We start from the raw sequence: 18,270 nt of genomic DNA, 5'->3' as shown, positions 1-18,270 counted from the left end.
GGAGGGCGGACGGCCCCGTCCGGCGGGCGGGGAAGGTGCGGGCCGTGCCCCGCGTGGTACCCGGGCGGGGAACGACGCCGGGCTCTCGCACCCCGTACGGAGGGCGACCGATGCAGACCTTCCTGCCCTATCCCGACTTCCGCTCCTCCGCGCTGTCCCTGGACCGCCGCCGGCTCGGCAAGCAGCGGGTCGAGGCGCTCCAGGTCCTGCGGGGCCTCACGGTGCCCGGCTACGGCTGGCGCCGGCACCCGGCGGTGCGGATGTGGACCGGGTACGAGGAGGCGCTGGTCCGGTACGGCCTGGAGGTCTGCCGGGTGTGGCGCGAGATGGGCCACCAGGACAGCTGCGCGGCCTCCCTCGTCTCCGGCTTCGCCGCGCTCCACCCCCACGCGCCGGTACGCCACCAGGAGGTCCTGGCCGCCGCCGGGGACCTGCCGCCCTGGCTCGGCGACATCGCCTTCCACCGCAGCCACCGCTCGGCCCTCGTCCGCAAGGAACCGGACGCCTACACCGGCCTGTTCCCCGGGGTGCCCGACGACCTGCCGTACGTCTGGCCCTCCTCGGACCGCCGGAGCGACGTGCTCTCCGAGTGACCGCCGGGCCCGGTCACCGGCCGGGGCCGGAAGGCCGCGCAGCGGGCCGGGGAAGCCCTCGGGACCGGCCGGCGGACGACCGGGACCGGCGGGGACGGTCCAACGTCGAAGGGCCCCACCGCAAGCGGTGGGGCCCTTCGACATCGTGCCCGGTGAGGCACTGGCGGAGGATACGAGATTCGAACTCGTGAGGGGTTGCCCCCAACACGCTTTCCAAGCGTGCGCCCTAGGCCTCTAGGCGAATCCTCCGGCAGGAACATTACATGACGTCGAGCCGTGCTCGCGAACTCGTTCCCCGGGCTGAGGATCGGGTACCCTGGGCGCAGCCCCTCACGTGGCGCTATCTGACTGAACTCCCCCAGGGCCGGAAGGCAGCAAGGGTAGGTCGGCTCTGGCGGGTGCGTGGGGGGCGCTTGCGTTGGCGGGTGGATCTTGAGGCGGGCCGTTTGTCGGCGGGGCCCGATATCGTCGTAAGCGTGTCGTCCCTCGCGCTGTACCGCCGCTATCGCCCCGAGTCCTTCGCCGAGGTCATCGGGCAGGAGCATGTCACCGACCCACTGCAGCAGGCGCTGCGGAACAACCGGGTCAATCACGCGTACCTGTTCAGCGGGCCGCGCGGCTGTGGCAAGACGACCAGTGCCCGCATCCTCGCGCGCTGCCTGAACTGCGAGGAGGGCCCCACGCCGACGCCGTGCGGCGAGTGCCGGTCCTGCCGGGACCTCGCGCGCAACGGGCCGGGCTCCATCGACGTGATCGAGATCGACGCCGCGTCGCACGGTGGTGTGGACGACGCCCGTGACCTGCGCGAGAAGGCGTTCTTCGGCCCCGCGGGCAGCCGGTACAAGATCTACATCATCGACGAGGCGCACATGGTCACCTCGGCGGGGTTCAACGCCCTGCTGAAGGTGGTGGAGGAGCCGCCGGAGCACCTCAAGTTCATCTTCGCGACGACCGAGCCCGAGAAGGTCATCGGGACCATCCGGTCGCGCACTCACCACTACCCGTTCCGGCTGGTCCCGCCCGGGACGCTGCGGGAGTACCTCGCCGAGGTGTGCGGGCGGGAGCGGATCCCCGTCGAGGACGGCGTGCTGCCGCTCGTCGTGCGGGCCGGCGCCGGGTCCGTGCGCGACTCGATGTCCGTCATGGACCAGCTCCTCGCCGGCGCCGGCGAGGAGGGCGTGACGTACGCCATGGCCACCTCCCTCCTCGGGTACACCGACGGATCGCTGCTCGACGCGGTCGTCGAGGCGTTCGCGACCGGGGACGGCGCGGCCGCGTTCGAGGTGGTCGACCGGGTCGTCGAGGGCGGGAACGACCCCCGCCGGTTCGTCGCCGACCTGCTGGAGCGGCTGCGCGACCTGGTGATCCTCGCCGCCGTGCCCGACGCCACCGACAAGGGGCTCATCGACGGGCCCGCCGACGTCGTCGAGCGCATGCAGGCCCAGGCGTCCACGTTCGGCGCCGCCGAGCTCAGCCGCGCCGCCGACATCGTCAACACCGGTCTCACCGAGATGCGCGGCGCCACCTCGCCGCGCCTCCAGCTGGAGCTGATCTGCGCGCGGGTGCTGCTGCCCGCCGCGTTCGACGACGAGCGGTCGGTCCAGGCCCGCCTGGAGCGGCTGGAGCGCGGGATGCACGTCCAGCCCGCCGGCCCCGGGCCCGCCGTGGGGTACGTGCCGGGCCCCGGCGCCCACGCGCCCGCCGCGGTGCCGGGCGCCGCGTACGCGGGCGCGCCGGACGGCGGCGGGGCCGCCGCCGCGCGGGCCGCCGTGCGCGGCGGCGAGGCGGGGCCGGGCGGGGCCGGCGTTCCGGCCGCGCCGCCCGCCCCCGTACCGCCCTCCGCCCCCGTACCGCCGCCTGCCCCCGCACAGCCCGCCGCCCCCGCGCAGCCGGTGGCGGCCGCGGCCCAGGCGGCCCCCGTGGCGCCGCCCGCCGACGCCGCGCCCGCGTCCCGCGCCCCCGGCGCCTGGCCCACCGCCGCCGCGCCCGGTGCCGGAGGCGGCGCCGCCGGAGGCGTACGGCAGCCCGGCGCCTGGCCCTCGGCCGCCGCGCCCGGCCAGGGCCGCCCCGCCGCGCCCGCCCCGCAGCAGCAGCCCCAGGCGCCCGCCCCGGCCGCCCCGGCCGCTCCCGCCCCCGGCGTCTCCGCCGACATGGCGCAGGGCGCCGCCCAGGTGCGCGCCATGTGGCCCGGCGTCCTGGAGGCCGTCAAGAACCGACGCCGCTTCACGTGGATCCTGCTCAGCCAGAACGCCCAGGTGGCCGGGTTCGACGGCACCACCCTCCAGCTCGGCTTCCTCAACGCCGGCGCCCGCGACAACTTCGCGAGCAGCGGCAGCGAGGAGGTCCTGAGGCAGGCCCTCGCCGAGCAGTTCCACGTCGACTGGAAGATCGAGGCGATCGTCGACCCGTCCGGCGGCGCCGGGCAGGCCCCCTCCCCCCAGAGCGGTCACGGCCGCCCCGCCGGTCCGCCCGCGCCCGGACCCCAGTCCCCGCCGCCCCCGCAGGCCGCGCCCCGCCCCGTACGGCAGTCCCCGGCCGCCCCCGCGCCGCACCAGCCGCCGCAGGGCGGTCCCGGCGCCGGACCCGCCGGCCACGGGGGGCGGCACCCCGCCGCGCCCCCGCCGGTCGCGCCCGAGGACGACGTGCCGGAGGAGGACGACCCGGACCTCGTCGACTCCGCGCTCTCCGGCCACGACCTGATCGTCCGCGAGCTCGGCGCGACCGTGGTGGAGGAATACACGAACGAGTAGGGAGCGTCCGCTCGGCGGCCCGCACAAAGAGCGGCCCGCCCGCCGGGCTACCCTGGCTGGCGTGAAGGTCCTCGTCATCGGCGGCGGCGCCCGCGAACACGCCCTGTGCCGCTCCCTCTCCCTCGATCCCGACGTCACCGCTCTGCACTGCGCGCCCGGCAACGCCGGAATCGCGGAGGTCGCCGAGCTCCACCAGGTCGACGCCCTCGACGGCGCGGCCGTGGCCCGCCTGGCCGGTGACCTGGAAGCCGACCTGGTCGTCGTCGGCCCGGAGGCGCCGCTCGTCGCCGGCGTCGCCGACGCCGTCCGCGCGGCCGGCATCCCCTGCTTCGGCCCCTCCGGCCAGGCCGCGCGGCTGGAGGGCTCGAAGGCGTTCGCCAAGGACGTGATGGCGTCCGCGGGCGTGCCCACGGCCCGCAGCTACGTGTGCACCACGCCCGCCGAGATCGACGAGGCCCTCGACGCGTTCGGCGCCCCGTACGTCGTCAAGGACGACGGCCTCGCCGCCGGCAAGGGCGTCGTCGTCACCGACGACCTGGAGCAGGCCCGCGCCCACGCCCTGTCCTGCGAGCGCGTCGTCATCGAGGAGTACCTGGACGGCCCCGAGGTCTCCCTCTTCGCGATCACCGACGGCACCACCGTCCTCCCCCTCACGCCCGCCCAGGACTTCAAGCGCGCCCTCGACGGAGACGAAGGCCCCAACACGGGCGGCATGGGCGCCTACTCGCCGCTGCCGTGGGCCGACCCGAAGCTCGTCGACGAGGTCATGGCGACGGTCCTCCAGCCGACCGTCGACGAACTGCGCCGCCGCGGCACGCCGTTCTCCGGCCTGCTGTACGCGGGCCTCGCGATCACGTCGCGCGGTGTGCGGGTCATCGAGTTCAACGCCCGCTTCGGCGACCCCGAGACGCAGGTCGTCCTCGCCCGGCTGCGCACCCCGCTCGCCGGTGTCCTGCTGCACGCGGCGAACGGCACGCTCGACTCCGAGCCGCCGCTCACCTGGCGCGACGAGGCCGCCGTCACCGTGGTCGTCGCCGCGCACGCCTACCCCGGCACGCCGCGCACCGGCGACCCGATCACCGGCCTGGACGAGGTGGCGGAGCGGGACGCCCCGCACGCGTACGTCCTGCACGCCGGTACCAAGCGGGACGGCGACGCGGTCGTGAGCGCCGGCGGGCGGGTCCTGTCGGTCACCGCGACCGGCGAGGACCTGGCGCAGGCGCGGGAGCGGGCGTACGCGGCGGTCGGGCGCATCCGGCTGGACGGCTCCCAGTACCGCACGGACATCGCGCGCGCGGCCGCGGAGCAGCGGTAGGCGCGGGGCGGGCCCGGGGGCGTACGCCCGGGCCCGCCGTACACCCATGAGCGCCCCGAACCGTCCTCAGCCCTGCCCAAGCCATTCCATCGAGTGACGGCTCGCCCATCCGAATGACGCCTGCCGACACCCCAACTAGGGTGCCGCGCAGGCGTTCCGGCACTTGGCCCACCGGCATTGCGATGTCAGTGGCGAGTGTCACAGTGGGGGAGTGAGCAAAACCGTCGCAGGGGTGGAGGGGGTGACGTACGGCCGTGTTCGGTGCCGGATCCGACAGCGGCGGCAGGAGCGCGGTGCGCGCCCTGGGCGCCATGGGTGAGGAGCGGGGCGCGCGCGCCGCGCGCGCCCGGGCCCTGGCCGTGCTGCGCGTGCGCGGCAGGGCACTGGCCGTCGCCCTCCTGCCGGCGGCGCTGGCCGTCGTCCTGCTGGCCGGCGGGGTGACGGGGCGGCTGGAGGGACCCGGCTGGGACGCCGCCCGCTGGGCGGTGTCCGGTGCCGCGGTGGCCGTGCTGCTGGGCGCGGTGGGCGTCGGCGCGGTGATCGCGCGGGCCAGACCGGCGCTCACGCCGACGGTGGAGATCGCGGAGGCCGCCGCGCCCGACCTGTACCGGATGGTGCGGGACCTGGCGGCGCGGCTGGCGGTGCCGGCGCCGTCCGCGATAGCGCTCACGCCGGACTGCGACAGCTGGCTGGAGGACCGCACGCACCGGGCGCACCGCCTGCCCGGCGGGGCGCACGACCCGGCGGGCGCCGCTCCGGTCCTGGTCATAGGGTCGCCGTTCCTGTGGTGGATGAGGGTCGGCGAGCTGCGGGCGGTGCTGGCGCCGGTCGTGGCCGGCACGGGGCCGTCCGCCCACCCGGACATAGCCGCCGCGCGGCGGTTCGTGCGGGGACTGGACGCGGCGGTGGCGCTGCCCGCCCGGCCGGACCTCGGCCCGGTGCGGCGCCTGGGCGCGCGTGCCGCGGGCGCGGTGGCCCGGCTGATGCTGCGGGCCGCACGGGAGCACGCCGCCGAGATGGAGCGGGGTGTCGCGGCGGCCGCGTCGGAGCGGGCGCAGACGGTGGACTACGGGCTGCGGATCGTCGCCCAGGAGCAGGTCGGCCTCGCGTACGCGGGGTGGGACCGGCTGCTGAGCAGGGTGGCGCTGCCCGCGTGGCGCATGGGGAGGTGGCCGTCCCGGCTGGACGCGGGCGTCGTCTCGGCGCTCACGGAGCTGTCCCGGCGCGACCGGCTCGCCGAGGGGTTCACGTCGCGGCTCGGTGAGCGGCCGGCGTGCGACCTGCTGGAGGAGCCGGGACTCGTCGACGAGGCCACGTCCCTGCTGGCCGCGCGCCTCTTCCACGGCGGCCCCGCCGAACCGGGGCCCGACTGGGCGCCGGTGGATTGGCAGCAGTACCCGGAGGAGGTCGTCGACCGGAAGTGGCGCACCGAGGCCGCGCGCCTCCACCGCGTCCTGGACCGGCTGGGCATCCGCGCCACCCCGGAGGGGCCGACGCTGACCCGGGTCCTGGACCACTTCTCGACGGCCGACGACGGGGAGACGCTGGCGGCGGCGCTGAGCGCGGAGCTCTCCCGCGAGGAGCGCGCCCCCCACGGGGACGCCCCGGCGGAGGCACCGCCCACGGCACACGCCCCGCCCCCGGCACCCGCGCCCTCCGCCGCGCCCGCGCCGGTCGCGGGCACCGCCCCGGCCGCGGATGCCGGCAGGACCTCCGGCCCCGGCCACACGACGGGCACCGGCCGGCGCGGCGACGGCACCGTCCCGTACCCCGCCCCGATCCCGGGCACCGGCCGAGCAGCGGACACCGGCCACACGACGGGCACCGGCCGGCGCGGCGACGGCACCGCCGCGGCTCCCGGCGGAGGCACCGACGCCCCCGCGCCCGCCGCCCTCGCCCCCGCCATCCGGGGAGCCGACGACCTGCCCCTGCTGCCGCTCCAGCCGCCCCGCAGCGGACGGGAGCTGCTGGCGGACCACGTGCTGGCCATGGTGTGCTGCGCCGCCGTCGACACCGCCGGCGCGGCGCCCGGGCTGGACTGGCTGGACGGCCCCGTGCTGCTCGTCGGCGACGGCGGCGGGAGGCGGCGGGCCGACGTGGCGCCCGGGGTCCTCGCCCTGATCGAGGAGGCCGACCCCGAGCCGCTGCGGGGCTGGCTCGCCTCCGTCGGCGCGCGCCCCGAGAAGCCCGTGCGCCTCGTCTGACGGCCCCGGCGACGTCCCCGGCCCGGCCGCCCCGCGGGCCGTCCCCGCCGGCCCCCCGCGCACCGTGATCGGTACACCCCTTCCGTTTACGTCAATTCGCGACGACGGGTGACGGAGTGCGTGCGTAATGTGATGTGCTGGGGACCGGCGCTGAACGTGTCGGGACGGCCGGACGCGGGAGTCGAGGGAGGGGCGCAGCGTGGGGGCGGAGCAGCTTCGGCGGTGGGAGTCGGGGGCCCTGGCCCATGCCGCGGACGACCCGTTCGGCCAGGGCCCGCTGCCCTGGCTGCGCGGGACCGAGCAGTACGTGGACGAGGACGGCCGCATCACGCCCTGGTACGCGGAGCCCGCCCGGCGCCACCCCGCCCGGGGCAACGGCCCCCGCGCGGCCGACGACGTCCGCCTCCAGATCAAGGGCTTCACCTCGACCGGTGCCGTCGCCCCCGGCGAGGCGATCGATTTCCACGTCACCGTGAACCCGCCCCAGCAGTTCTCGGTCGACGTCTATCGCGTCGGTCACTACGGCGGGGACGGCGCCACCAAGATCACCACCAGTCCCCGCCTCTCCGGCATCGCCCAGCCCACCCCGCTCGCCGCCGACCGCACGGTCTCCTGCCACCACTGGTGGCTCTCCTGGCGGCTGCAGGTCCCGGCGTACTGGTCGACCGGCGCGTACGTCGCCGTCCTCACCACCGTCGACGGCTACCGCTCCCACATCCCCTTCACCGTCCGCGACGGCCACCCCGCCGACCTGCTGCTCGTCCTGCCCGACGTGACCTGGCAGGCGTACAACCTCTACCCGGAGGACGGCCGCACGGGCGCGAGCCTGTACCACGCGTGGGACGAGCAGGGCCGCCTCCTGGGCGAGTCGCACGCCGCGGTCACGGTCTCCTTCGACCGCCCGTACGCCGGCCAGGGCCTGCCCCTGCACGTCGGCCACGCGTACGACGTCATCCGCTGGGCCGAGCGCTACGGCTATGACCTCGCCTACGCCAACGCCACCGACCTCCACTCCGGCCGCGTCGACCCCACCCGTTACCGGGGCGTGGTCTTCCCCGGCCACGACGAGTACTGGTCGGTACCGCTGCGCCGCGCCGTCGAGGAGGCCCGCGACAGCGGCACGTCCCTGGTCTTCCTCTCCGCCAACACCCTGTACTGGCAGGTCGAGCTGGCCCCGTCGCCGTCCGGCGTGCCCGACCGCCTCCTGACGTGCCGGAAGCGCCGGGGCCCCGGCAGGCCGGCGCTGTGGCGGGAGGCGGACCGGCCGGAGCAGCAGCTGCTCGGCATCCAGTACGCGGGCCGCGTCCCCGAGCCGCACCCCCTCGTCGTGCGCAACGCCGGGCACTGGCTCTGGGAGGCGACCGGCGCCGGCGAGGGCGACGAGCTGCCGGGCCTCGTCGCGGGCGAGGCCGACCGGTACTTCCCGCGCACGGCGCTGCCCGCGCACCAGCGCCGCATCCTCCTCGCGCACTCCCCGTACCGGGACGCCGACGGGGCCCTGCGCCACCAGGAGACGTCCCTGTACCGGGCCCCGTCCGGGGCGCTGGTCTTCGCGTCCGGCACGTTCGGCTGGTCCCCCGCCCTGGACCGGCCGGGTCATGTCGACCCGAGGGTCCAGCGCGCCACGGCGAACCTGCTGGACCGCATCTGCAAACGCGACTAGAACGTCCCTGCACCCCTGGCCACGGCCCGCCTCCCCGCGTGCGGGAGAATCGGAGTCGATTGGACAGACCCACGGGGAGGAACCGTGTCCGGATTCGTAGAAAAGCCCGAGCCCCTTCAGGTGCCGGGCCTGGTACACCTGCACACCGGGAAGGTGCGCGAGCTGTACCGGAACGAGGCGGGCGACCTCGTGATGGTCGCCAGTGACCGCTTGTCCGCGTACGACTGGGTGCTCCCCACGGAGATCCCGGACAAGGGGCGGGTCCTCACCCAGCTCTCCCTGTGGTGGTTCGACCGGCTCGCCGACCTGATCCCGCACCACGTGATCTCCACCGAGCCGCCCGAGGGCGCCCCCGACGACTGGGCGGGCCGCACGCTGGTCTGCAAGTCGCTGCGGATGATCCCGGTCGAGTGCGTGGCCCGCGGCTACCTCACCGGCTCCGGCCTGGTCGAGTACCGGGAGAACCGCACGGTCTGCGGCCTCGCCCTGCCCGAGGGGCTCACCGACGGCTCGGAACTGCCCGCTCCGATCTTCACACCCGCGACGAAGGCCGCGGTCGGCGAGCACGACGAGAACGTCTCGTACGAGGAGGTCGCCCGCCAGGTCGGTGCGGAGACCGCCGCGCAGCTGCGCCAGTCGACGCTCGCCGTCTACAGCCGCGCGCGGGACGTGGCGCGGGATCGGGGGATCATCCTGGCGGACACGAAGTTCGAGTTCGGCCACGACGAGGACGGCGGGCTGGTCCTCGCGGACGAGGTGCTGACCCCGGACTCGTCGCGCTTCTGGCCGGCCTCCGAGTGGCAGCCGGGCCGCGCGCAGCCCTCGTACGACAAGCAGTACGTACGGAACTGGCTGACGTCCCCGGCGTCCGGCTGGGACCGGCACGGCGAGCAGCCGCCCCCGCCGCTGCCGCAGGAGGTCGTCGACGCGACGCGCGCGAAGTACATCGAGGCGTACGAGCTGCTGACGGGCACGGCCTGGTCGTAGGAGGCCGGCGAGACCGCTCCGGGCCCGCGCCGCGCCCGGAGCGGCCTCGCCGCGCGCGGCGCCCCGGCTCCGGGAACGCCGAAGGCCCCGGTCTGATGACCGGGGCCTTCGCTCTGGAGCGGACGACGAGATTCGAACTCGCGACCCTCACCTTGGCAAGGTGATGCTCTACCAACTGAGCCACGTCCGCATGCGCCGTAGCGCGACACCCACTATACCCAACCCCGCTCGCGCGCGAGACGCACCGCGGTGTGCCGGTTCTCGGCGCCGAGCTTGGAGACGGCGGAGGAGAGGTAGTTGCGGACCGTCCCGGGGGAGAGGGAGGCGCGCCGGGCGATCTCCGCCACGGGGGCGCCGTCGGCGGCGAGTTCCAGCACCTCGGCCTCGCGGGCGGTCAGCGGGGAGTCGCCCGCGGAGATGGCGTCGGCCGCCAACTCCGGGTCCACGTAACGGCTTCCGGCGTGGACGGCGCGGATGATCTCGGCGAGCCGCTGGGCGCTGACGGTCTTCGGCACGAAGCCGCGCACCCCGGCGGCGAGGGCCCGCTTGAGGTGCCCGGGACGACCGTGCCCGGTCACGATCATGGTCTGGCAGCCGGGGAGTTCGGCCCGCAGGGCTGTGGCGACCCTCACACCGTCGGCGCCCGGCATCTGGAGGTCGAGCACGGCCACGTCGGGGCGGTGGGCGCGGGCCATGGCGATCGCCTCGGGGCCGGACGCGGCCTCGGCGACGACCTCCAGGTCGTCCTCCAGCCCGAGGAGCGCGGCGAGCGCGCCCCGGATGAGGTGCTCGTCGTCGGCGAGCAGGACGCGTACGGTCACGACAACCCCTTTCCGGCCGGTTCGCCCACGGCGGGGCGACGGTCCTCGCCCCCGAGGGGCACCCGCGCGGTCACCCGGAAGCGCCCGCCGTCCACGGGCCCGGCCTCCAGCACCCCGCCCAGCACCACGAGCCGCTCCCGGAGCCCGGTCAGCCCGGACCCGGCCGTCCCCCCGCCGTCCGGCGCCCCCGGCCCGGACCCGTTCGGCCCCGCGCCGTCCGGCGCCCCGCCGTCCCGCGCCGCCGCGCCGTCGTTCTCGATGACCAGCACCGCCCCTCCCCCGGCCGACGGCGCCGAGACGGTCACCCGGCAGTGGCGGGCGTCGCTGTGGCGCAGGACGTTCGTGGTGGCCTCGCGGACGACCCAGGCCAGGACCGACTGCGCCGCGGCGGGCAGGTCGGTGCCCGTGTCGCGCCGGTCGATGCGGCAGCGTATGCCCGCCGCGGCCAGGACGCCGCGCGCGCCCTCCAGTTCGGTGTGCAGGTCGGCCTCGCGGTAGCCGCGCACCACGTCCCGCACCTCCCGCTGGGACTCGCGGGCGATCCGCTGGACCTCGGCCATCTCGTCGACGGCCCGGTCGGCCGACCCGCGCCGGGCCAGCTGCACGGCCAGTTCGCTCTTGAGGGCGATGACCGACAGGTTCCGCCCCATCACGTCGTGGAGGTCCCGCGCGAACCGCAGCCGCTCCTCGGTGACGGCCAGCCGCGCCTGGAGCCGGTGGGCGGCGTCCAGCTCCCACACGGCCCGCAGCAGCCACCCGGAGAAACCGCTGGTGGAGGTGAAGACGAACGTGCCGAACGCCGCCGAGAACGCGTACGGGACCGTGTCGGCGAGCGGCAGTCCCAGGGCCGTCGCGACCGCCACGAGCCCCGCCACCGTGCCCACCGCCAGGGCCAGCATGTGCCGTGCCCGCACCGTGCACAGGGCGAGCGCCCCGGCGCCCCAGCTGGCCAGCCCGGCCACCACGTACATCGACATCTGGAGTTCCGCGTCCGGCGTCGCCCGCCGCAGCACCAGCACGGCGACGCAGCCGCCCGCGGTGAGCGCGGCGGCGGCCGCGGCGAGCCGCTTGGGCCGCTCGCGCCGGCCGAGCTGCCAGCTGAGCGCCCGCGACGACAGCACGGCGACGACCACGGTGTGGAGGAGCACCCCGAGGAACAGCCACCCGCCGACCGGCCCCACCTCCCCGGTCGCGACCAGCGCGGGCAGCCCGCTGATCAGGACGGCCACGCAGGCGAGCCCGTGGTACGTCCACCGCGTGTAGAGCTCGACCTTCTCCGGGTTGCTCCTGCGGGTCCACCAGCCGGTCAGTCTGGCCATGCGCCCCGTACCCCCTCCCCGTCAGTGGCGCGGCTCCCACCGGAACCGACGCCGCACAGCAAACACCGCCACCGCGGCCCAGACCAGGGCGGTCGCCCCGGCCCGTACGAGCTCCCCGGCGTCGGCCCCGCCGAGCCACCCGCCCCGGACGAGCGTCACGACCCCGGTCACCGGCAGCAGCGCGCACACCGCCCCGACCTTCTCCGGGAACGCCTCCAGCGGGACGAACAGCCCGGAGCCGAGCGCCGACACCAGGAACAGCGGCATCGTCGTCAGCTGCGCGCTCTCCACCGTCCTGGTCAGGGTGGCGGTGAACGCGGCGAGCGCGCCCAGCAGCACGATGCCGGCGAGCACGCCCGCGACGAGCAGCTCGGGCCGCTGCGGCGCCCGTACGCCGAGGAACGCCACCGCGGCCACCACCATGATCACGCACTGGACGAGGGCGAGCGCCACCGAGGGCAGTGCCGTGCCGGTGAGGATCTCCGCGTCGGACGCCTCCCCGGTGCGCAGCCGCTTCAGCACCAGCTCCTCGCGCCGGGTGACGTAGGCGGGGACGAGGTTCAGGTAGACGACGATGACGAGGGCCATGCCGAGGCCGCCGGTCATGGCCGCCTCGACCAGGGTCAGCCCGGTCCCCTCCAGGCCGACCTGGTCGAGGCCGGCGCGGATGGAGCCGATCATCAGCAGCGGCATGAGGAGGGTGACGAAGAGGGCGGTCCGGTTGCGGACGAGGAGGACCAGTTCGGCGCGGGCGAGCGCGCCGAGCCGTCCGGCCGCCGTGGTGCCGGTGCGGGGCCGGTGCGGGGTGGCCGTGGCCGCCATGTCACACCCCCGCCGGTTCGGTGGCGGCACCGGAGCGGGCGATCTCCAGGAACGCCTCCTCCAGGGACGCGGACCGCGCGTCGAGCCCTTCGAGGCGTACGCCCTCCTCGTCCGCCCACCGGAGCAGCCCGGCCAGCGCGGACTGGAGGTCGTGGGTGCGGATCTCCACGCGCCGCCCGTCGTGCTGCGCGGCGCGCAGGGTCAGCGGCAGCCGCGCGGCGGGCACCCCGGCGGGCAGCTCGAAGCGGATGCGGGCGGGCCGGGAGGCGGTGACCTCGGCGGGGGTGCCGGAGGCGACGATCCGGCCGCCGTGCATGATCGCCAGCTGGTCGGCGAGGGCTTCGGCCTCCTCCAGGTAGTGCGTGGTGAGCAGCACGGTGGTGCCGGTGTCGCGGAGGTCCCGTACGAGGTTCCAGGTGTCGCGGCGGCCCTCGGCGTCGAGTCCGGTGGTCGGCTCGTCGAGGAACAGCACCTCGGGCCGCCCGAGCAGGGCGAGCGCCAGGTCGAGGCGGCGCCGTTCGCCGCCGGACAGCTGCTTGACGCGGACGCGGGCGCGGCCGGCGAGGCCGACCATGTCGAGGGCCTCGCCGGTGGGGCGGGCGCCGCTGGTGCAGCCCGCCCACATGCGGACGGTCTCGGTGACGGTCAGGTCGGAGGGGAAGCCGCCCTCCTGGAGCATCACGCCGATGCGCGGCCGGACGGCGGCGCGCTCCCGGTACGGGTCGTGGCCGAGGACGCGGACGCGGCCGCCGCTCGCGGGGGCGAGCCCTTCGAGGAGTTCGACGGTGGAGGTCTTGCCGGCGCCGTTGGTGCCGAGGAGGGCGAGGACCTCGCCGTACGGGACGGCGAAGGTGACGCCGCTCACGGCCTCGAAGCCCTCGCTGTACCGGCGCCGCAGGTCCTCGGCCTCGATCGCGTGGCCGTGCACGGGACGGACGCGGTCCGGGTGGTGGTGGTCGCTGGTCATGGCTCCAGCGTCGGGGCGCGTCGGGCCGCCCGGCAGTACGCGCTGTCAGCGGCCGGCGATGACAGATGTCATAGGGGGAGACGGGCCGGGGACAAACGAAGAAGACCCCGGTCGATGAACCGGGGTCTTCTTTCACGAGCGGACGACGAGATTCGAACTCGCGACCCTCACCTTGGCAAGGTGATGCTCTACCAACTGAGCCACGTCCGCATTGCTCCCGACCGGCTCTCACCGGGCGGTGCGAACACCACTGTACCTGATCCACCGGAGTGGTCGGTACGTGATGTGGAGCGGGTGACAGGAATTGCACACTGCGCCTTCCCCCTGGAAGGGGGATGTTCTGCTACTGAACTACACCCGCACGCTCCGTGAGGCGCTCGGCTTTTCGGCCTCGCCCCTCGGCGTGCTTCAGACTTTAGCCGATCAAGGGGGGTGTCGCGCAACTCGGTGATCCACGACCCCTCCGGGCCCGCCTCCCGGACCCGCCGGACCGCCCTCCGGACCCGCCGCCCCGGCCGCGCGGCCGGCGCCCGGGGGCGGGCCGGCCGGGTGGGGCGGCGCCGGGAGGGAGGGCCGACGCGGACCGCGGGTCAGTGCCCCCCGGTCCCGGCGCCATGAGGTCTCGCCACCCCGGCGTCCCGGCGTCCCGGCGTCCCGGCGTCCCGGTGCCGCGGCGGTCCGGCGACCCGACGGTCATCGCCCCGCCGAACCATCGCCCCGCCGAACCATCGCCCCGGCGACCCGCCGCCCCCGCGACCGCCCGGCCCGGCACCGCGTCCGAACCGGCACCGCGTCCGGCGCGGCACCGCGGTCCGGGTGGTCGCGGGGTCAGTTGGCCTCGTGGAAGGCGTCGTAGATCCGCTTCGGGATGCGGCCGCGCGCCGGCACCTCCATCTTGTTGGACTGCGCCCAGGCGCGTACGGCCGCCGGGTCGGGGTCGACGGCGGTGTGCTGGAACGCCTTGCGGGGCTTCTCGCCGCCGGACTTCTTTCGTCCGGCCTCCATGTACGGGGCGAGAGCCTTGCGCAGTTCCGCTGCATTGGTTTCATTGAGGTCGATCTCGTACCACTTACCGTCGAGGCCGAACCTGACCGTTTCCGCCGCTTCTCCGCCCTCGATGTCGTCGGTGAGCGTGACTACTACGCGCTGCGCCACGGATATCGGTCCTTTCCCGTGGTAAGCCGCCGTTCGGGGTGTGTTCTGTAACACGTTTGACGTGCGGCGATACCTGATTCTCATGGGTGTATTCCTTTGTACAGCCCCGAGTGCCGCACTGGGAAGACCCGGCAATTGTTTCCGCGTGTCCGTGCGCAATCGCCGTACCGTGATTCTTTTCCGGGATTTTTCCGGCCGCTTCTCGACGCGGGGCTTCCGGGATGCTCGTGCGCACTTCCCCGGCCCCGGGGGTGCCTTCCGGGCCGGCCCTCCGTCCCTTCTGCCCATGATCACTTCGTGCGTTTGTGGGATCCTCCGGAAATCTACTCGCGTAGAATTTGTAGGCAGGTACGCTGAGGGAACCGCCCACGCAACACACCACCGGGAGTGCCAGTGGCACGCGTCGTAGTCGACGTCATGCTCAAGCCGGAGATCCTCGACCCGCAGGGACAGGCGGTGCAGCGCGCACTGCCCCGTCTCGGCTTCGAGGGGATCGCGGACGTCCGCCAGGGGAAGCGCTTCGAGCTGGATGTGGAGGGCCCGGTCGACGACGCCGCCCTCGCCCGCATCCACGAGATGGCCGAAACCTTCCTCGCCAACACCGTCATCGAGGACTTCGTCGTCAAGGTGGAGGAGGCGTGACGTCCCGCATCGGAGTCGTCACCTTCCCCGGGACGCTCGACGACCAGGACGCCCTGCGCGCCGCCCGGCTCGCCGGCGCCGAGCCGGTCTCGCTCTGGCACCGTGACAAGGACCTCAAGCAGGTCGACGCGGTCGTCCTCGCCGGCGGCTTCAGCTACGGCGACTACCTGCGGGCCGGGGCGATCTCCCGGTTCTCGCCGGTCATGGAGACCGTCGTCGAGCAGGCCAGGGCCGGCATGCCGGTCCTCGGCATCTGCAACGGCTTCCAGATCCTGACCGAGGCGCACCTGCTGCCCGGCGCCATGCTGCGCAACGACCACCTGCACTTCGTCTGCCGCGACCAGAGGCTGCGGGTGGAGAACGCGGACACCGCCTGGACCGCCGACTACGAGCAGGGCCAGGAGATCTCCGTACCGCTGAAGAACATGGACGGCCGGTACGTCGCCGACGAGCGCACGCTCGACGAGCTGGAGGCCGAGGGCCGGGTCGCGTTCCGGTACCTCGACGTGAACCCCAACGGCTCGCTGCGCGACATCGCGGGCATCACCAACGCCGCGGGCAACGTCGTCGGCCTCATGCCGCACCCGGAGCACGCCGTGGAGCCGCTCGTCGGCACGGGCCGCACGGACGGGCTCGGTTTCTTCACCTCGATCCTCAAGAAGCTGGTCAACGCCTGATGAGCCTCGACACCGTCAAGCACGCCACCGAGACGCCCGACGTCGGGCAGCCGTGGGCCGAACTGGGACTGAAGAAGGACGAGTACGAGCGCATCCGCGAGATCCTCGGCCGCCGCCCGACCGGCGCCGAGCTGGCCATGTACTCGGTCATGTGGTCCGAGCACTGCTCGTACAAGAGCAGCAAGGTCCACCTGAAGCAGTTCAGCGAGAAGAAGCCCGACTCCGACGCGATGCTCGTCGGCATCGGCGAGAACGCGGGCGTCGTCGACGTCGGCCAGGGGTACGCGGTCACCTTCAAGGTGGAGTCGCACAACCACCCCTCGTACATCGAGCCCTACCAGGGCGCGGCCACCGGCGTCGGCGGCATCGTCCGCGACATCCTCGCGATGGGCGCCCGCCCGGTCGCCGTCGTCGACCCGCTGCGGTTCGGCGCGGCCGACCACCCCGACACCAAGCGCGTCCTGCCGGGCGTCGTCGCCGGCATCGGCGGCTACGGCAACTGCCTGGGCCTGCCCAACATCGGCGGCGAGGTCGTCTTCGACTCCTGCTACCAGGGCAACCCGCTGGTCAACGCCGGCTGCATCGGCGTGATGAAGCACGAGGACATCCACCTCGCCAAGGCGTCCGGCGCCGGCAACAAGGTCATCCTGTACGGCGCCCGGACCGGCGGCGACGGCATCGGCGGCGTCTCCGTCCTCGCGTCCGAGACCTTCGACGACACCAAGCCGACCAAGCGCCCGGCCGTCCAGGTCGGCGACCCGTTCCAGGAGAAGCTCCTCATCGAGTGCACGCTCGAGGTCTTCGCGGAGAAGCTCGTCGCGGGCATCCAGGACCTCGGCGGCGCCGGCCTGTCCTGCGCGACCTCCGAGCTGGCGTCCGCCGGCTCCGGCGGCATGCGCGTCGAACTGGACGCGGTCCCGCTGCGCGACGCGACGCTCTCGCCCGAGGAGATCCTCATGAGCGAGTCGCAGGAGCGCATGTGCGCGATCGTCGAGCCCGACAAGGTCGCCCGGTTCCTGGAGATCTGCGAGAAGTGGGACGTCATCGCCACCGTCATCGGCGAGGTGACGGACGGCGAGCGCCTGGAGATCTTCTGGCACGGCGAGCAGATCGTCGACGTGCCGCCGCGGTCCGTCGCCCACGAGGGCCCGACGTACCACCGGCCGTACGCCCGCCCGGAGTGGCAGGACGCCCTCCAGGCCGACGACGCCGCCAAGCTGCCCCGGCCGGCCTCGTCCCGGGAGCTGCGCGAGCAGGTCCTGAAGCTCGTCGCCTCCCCCAACCAGGCGTCCAAGGCGTGGGTGACGGACCAGTACGACCGGTTCGTGCAGGGCAACACGGTCCTCGCCCAGCCCGAGGACGCGGGCATGGTCCGCATCGACGAGGAGACCAACCTCGGCGTCGCCATCGCCACCGACGGCAACGGCCGGTACGCGAAGCTCGACCCGTACGCGGGCGCGCAGCTCGCGCTGGCGGAGGCGTACCGCAACGTCGCCGCGTCCGGTGCCAAGCCGCTGGCCGTCTCCGACTGCCTGAACTTCGGCTCGCCCGAGGACCCGGCGGTCATGTGGCAGTTCGCGGAGGCCACGCGCGGCCTCGCGGACGCCTGCCTGGAGCTGGGCACGCCCGTCACCGGCGGCAACGTCTCGCTGTACAACCAGACCGGTGACGTCGCCATCCACCCGACGCCGGTCGTCGCCGTCCTCGGCGTGATCGACGACGTGACGCGGCGCACGCCGATCGCCTTCGCGGAGGAGGGCCAGCTCCTCTACCTGCTGGGCGACACGCGCGAGGAGTTCGGCGGCTCGGCCTGGTCCCAGGTCGTCCACGACCACCTCGGCGGCCTGCCGCCCCGGGTCGACCTGGACCGGGAGCGGCTGCTCGGCGAGATCCTCATCGCCGCCTCCCGCGACGGCATGGTCGACGCGGCGCACGACCTGTCGGACGGCGGTCTCGTCCAGGCGGTCACCGAGTCCTGCCTGCGCGGCGGGAACGGCGCGCGGCTGATCGTCCCGGACGGTCTGGACGCGTTCACCTTCCTGTTCAGCGAGTCGGCGGGCCGCGCCGTCGTGGCCGTGCCGCGCAGCGAGGAGCTCCGCTTCACCGACATGTGCGGTGCGCGCGGACTGCCCGCGACGCGCATCGGCGTCGTGGACGGCGACGCGATCGACGTGCAGGGCGAGTTCAGCATCCCGCTGGCCGAGCTGCGCGAGGCGCACGAGGCGACGATCCCGGGCCTGCTGGCCTGAGGACCGGACGCCCGGACCGTACGGAGCACGGAGGGCCGGACCGCGGACGACGCCGCGGGCCGGCCCTCCGTGCCGCTGCGGCCGTCCGCCCGGCGCGGACCGGCCC

The 18,270-nt window shown here is 74.7% G+C and carries 14 protein-coding genes, 4 tRNA genes and 1 other RNA gene; 10 read left to right on the top strand and 9 right to left on the bottom strand.

Features of this window, described 5'->3' with window-relative positions:
• Nucleotides 1-110 precede the first annotated feature (110 nt).
• A complete protein-coding gene (locus tag IE106_RS15505; RefSeq protein ID WP_189534271.1) occupies nucleotides 111-593 on the top strand; it encodes an MSMEG_6728 family protein in 483 nt (160 codons plus the stop codon).
• A 161-nt stretch (nucleotides 594-754) separates the two neighbouring features.
• On the opposite strand, the gene IE106_RS15500 is transcribed toward IE106_RS15505, so the two are convergent.
• Nucleotides 755-842 (bottom strand) — tRNA-Ser (locus IE106_RS15500).
• Nucleotides 843-914: 72 nt separating this feature from the next.
• On the opposite strand from IE106_RS15500, the gene ffs reads away from it, so the two are divergent.
• The 6 genes from ffs to IE106_RS15470 all read left to right on the top strand — a co-directional run bounded on the left by ffs (nucleotide 915) and on the right by IE106_RS15470 (nucleotide 9,512).
• Nucleotides 915-1,013: signal recognition particle sRNA small type (ffs, locus tag IE106_RS15495), an RNA gene on the top strand.
• Nucleotides 1,014-1,069: 56 nt separating this feature from the next.
• A complete protein-coding gene (locus tag IE106_RS15490; protein WP_189534268.1) occupies nucleotides 1,070-3,343 on the top strand; it encodes a DNA polymerase III subunit gamma and tau in 2,274 nt (757 codons plus the stop codon).
• 61 nt (nucleotides 3,344-3,404) lie between these two features.
• A complete protein-coding gene (purD, locus tag IE106_RS15485; protein WP_189534266.1) occupies nucleotides 3,405-4,658 on the top strand; it encodes a phosphoribosylamine--glycine ligase in 1,254 nt (417 codons plus the stop codon).
• Nucleotides 4,659-4,969: 311 nt separating this feature from the next.
• On the top strand, nucleotides 4,970-6,862 hold the full coding sequence (locus tag IE106_RS15480) for a M48 family metalloprotease (RefSeq protein ID WP_189535035.1): 1,893 nt from the start codon (nucleotides 4,970-4,972) through the stop codon (nucleotides 6,860-6,862).
• A 199-nt stretch (nucleotides 6,863-7,061) separates the two neighbouring features.
• Nucleotides 7,062-8,525 (top strand): N,N-dimethylformamidase beta subunit family domain-containing protein, encoded by a 1,464-nt coding sequence (locus IE106_RS15475; RefSeq protein ID WP_189534263.1) that lies wholly within the window; start codon nucleotides 7,062-7,064, stop codon nucleotides 8,523-8,525.
• Nucleotides 8,526-8,609: 84 nt separating this feature from the next.
• On the top strand, nucleotides 8,610-9,512 hold the full coding sequence (locus tag IE106_RS15470; protein WP_189534261.1) for a phosphoribosylaminoimidazolesuccinocarboxamide synthase: 903 nt from the start codon (nucleotides 8,610-8,612) through the stop codon (nucleotides 9,510-9,512).
• Nucleotides 9,513-9,626: 114 nt separating this feature from the next.
• Here IE106_RS15470 and IE106_RS15465 read toward each other — a convergent pair.
• From IE106_RS15465 to IE106_RS15430, 8 genes are all read right to left on the bottom strand, one after another.
• Nucleotides 9,627-9,702 (bottom strand) — tRNA-Gly (locus IE106_RS15465).
• Nucleotides 9,703-9,724: 22 nt separating this feature from the next.
• Complete coding sequence (locus IE106_RS15460) at nucleotides 9,725-10,333, bottom strand: response regulator transcription factor (protein ID WP_189534259.1); 609 nt, start codon at nucleotides 10,331-10,333, stop codon at nucleotides 9,725-9,727.
• Entirely contained in the window at nucleotides 10,330-11,652 is a 1,323-nt protein-coding gene (locus tag IE106_RS30715; protein ID WP_189534256.1) for a sensor histidine kinase, read from the bottom strand. The genes IE106_RS15460 and IE106_RS30715 overlap by 4 nt, the downstream gene beginning before the upstream one ends.
• Before the next feature lie 21 nt (nucleotides 11,653-11,673).
• On the bottom strand, nucleotides 11,674-12,474 hold the full coding sequence (locus tag IE106_RS15450) for an ABC transporter permease (RefSeq protein ID WP_189534254.1): 801 nt from the start codon (nucleotides 12,472-12,474) through the stop codon (nucleotides 11,674-11,676).
• Nucleotide 12,475: 1 nt separating this feature from the next.
• A complete protein-coding gene (locus tag IE106_RS15445) occupies nucleotides 12,476-13,441 on the bottom strand; it encodes an ABC transporter ATP-binding protein (protein WP_189534252.1) in 966 nt (321 codons plus the stop codon).
• Nucleotides 13,442-13,578: 137 nt separating this feature from the next.
• A tRNA-Gly gene (locus IE106_RS15440) sits at nucleotides 13,579-13,651 on the bottom strand.
• A 76-nt stretch (nucleotides 13,652-13,727) separates the two neighbouring features.
• Nucleotides 13,728-13,802 (bottom strand) — tRNA-Gly (locus tag IE106_RS15435).
• A gap of 467 nt (nucleotides 13,803-14,269) precedes the next feature.
• The gene (locus IE106_RS15430; protein WP_189534250.1) at nucleotides 14,270-14,596 is read right to left on the bottom strand and encodes a histone-like nucleoid-structuring protein Lsr2; all 327 of its coding nucleotides are present in this window, start codon (nucleotides 14,594-14,596) and stop codon (nucleotides 14,270-14,272) included.
• Between the two features lie 393 nt (nucleotides 14,597-14,989).
• Here IE106_RS15430 and purS point away from each other — a divergent pair, with 393 nt between their 5' ends.
• From purS to purL, 3 genes are read left to right on the top strand one after another with little or no spacing between them, the layout of a single operon-like run.
• Nucleotides 14,990-15,238, top strand: a complete 249-nt coding sequence (gene purS, locus IE106_RS15425) for a phosphoribosylformylglycinamidine synthase subunit PurS (RefSeq protein ID WP_023587565.1) — start codon at nucleotides 14,990-14,992, stop codon at nucleotides 15,236-15,238.
• On the top strand, nucleotides 15,235-15,915 hold the full coding sequence (purQ, locus tag IE106_RS15420; protein ID WP_189534248.1) for a phosphoribosylformylglycinamidine synthase subunit PurQ: 681 nt from the start codon (nucleotides 15,235-15,237) through the stop codon (nucleotides 15,913-15,915). The genes purS and purQ overlap by 4 nt, the downstream gene beginning before the upstream one ends.
• Nucleotides 15,915-18,164, top strand: a complete 2,250-nt coding sequence (purL, locus tag IE106_RS15415; RefSeq protein ID WP_189534246.1) for a phosphoribosylformylglycinamidine synthase subunit PurL — start codon at nucleotides 15,915-15,917, stop codon at nucleotides 18,162-18,164. The genes purQ and purL overlap by 1 nt, the downstream gene beginning before the upstream one ends.
• Nucleotides 18,165-18,270: the final 106 nt, after the last annotated feature.

It is taken from the genome of Streptomyces roseolilacinus (genome assembly GCF_014649335.1).
GTDB lineage: Bacteria > Actinomycetota > Actinomycetes > Streptomycetales > Streptomycetaceae > Streptomyces > Streptomyces roseolilacinus.
The sequence above is the reverse complement of the archived record's forward strand: the minus strand, read 5'-3'. Positions and strand labels throughout refer to the sequence as shown.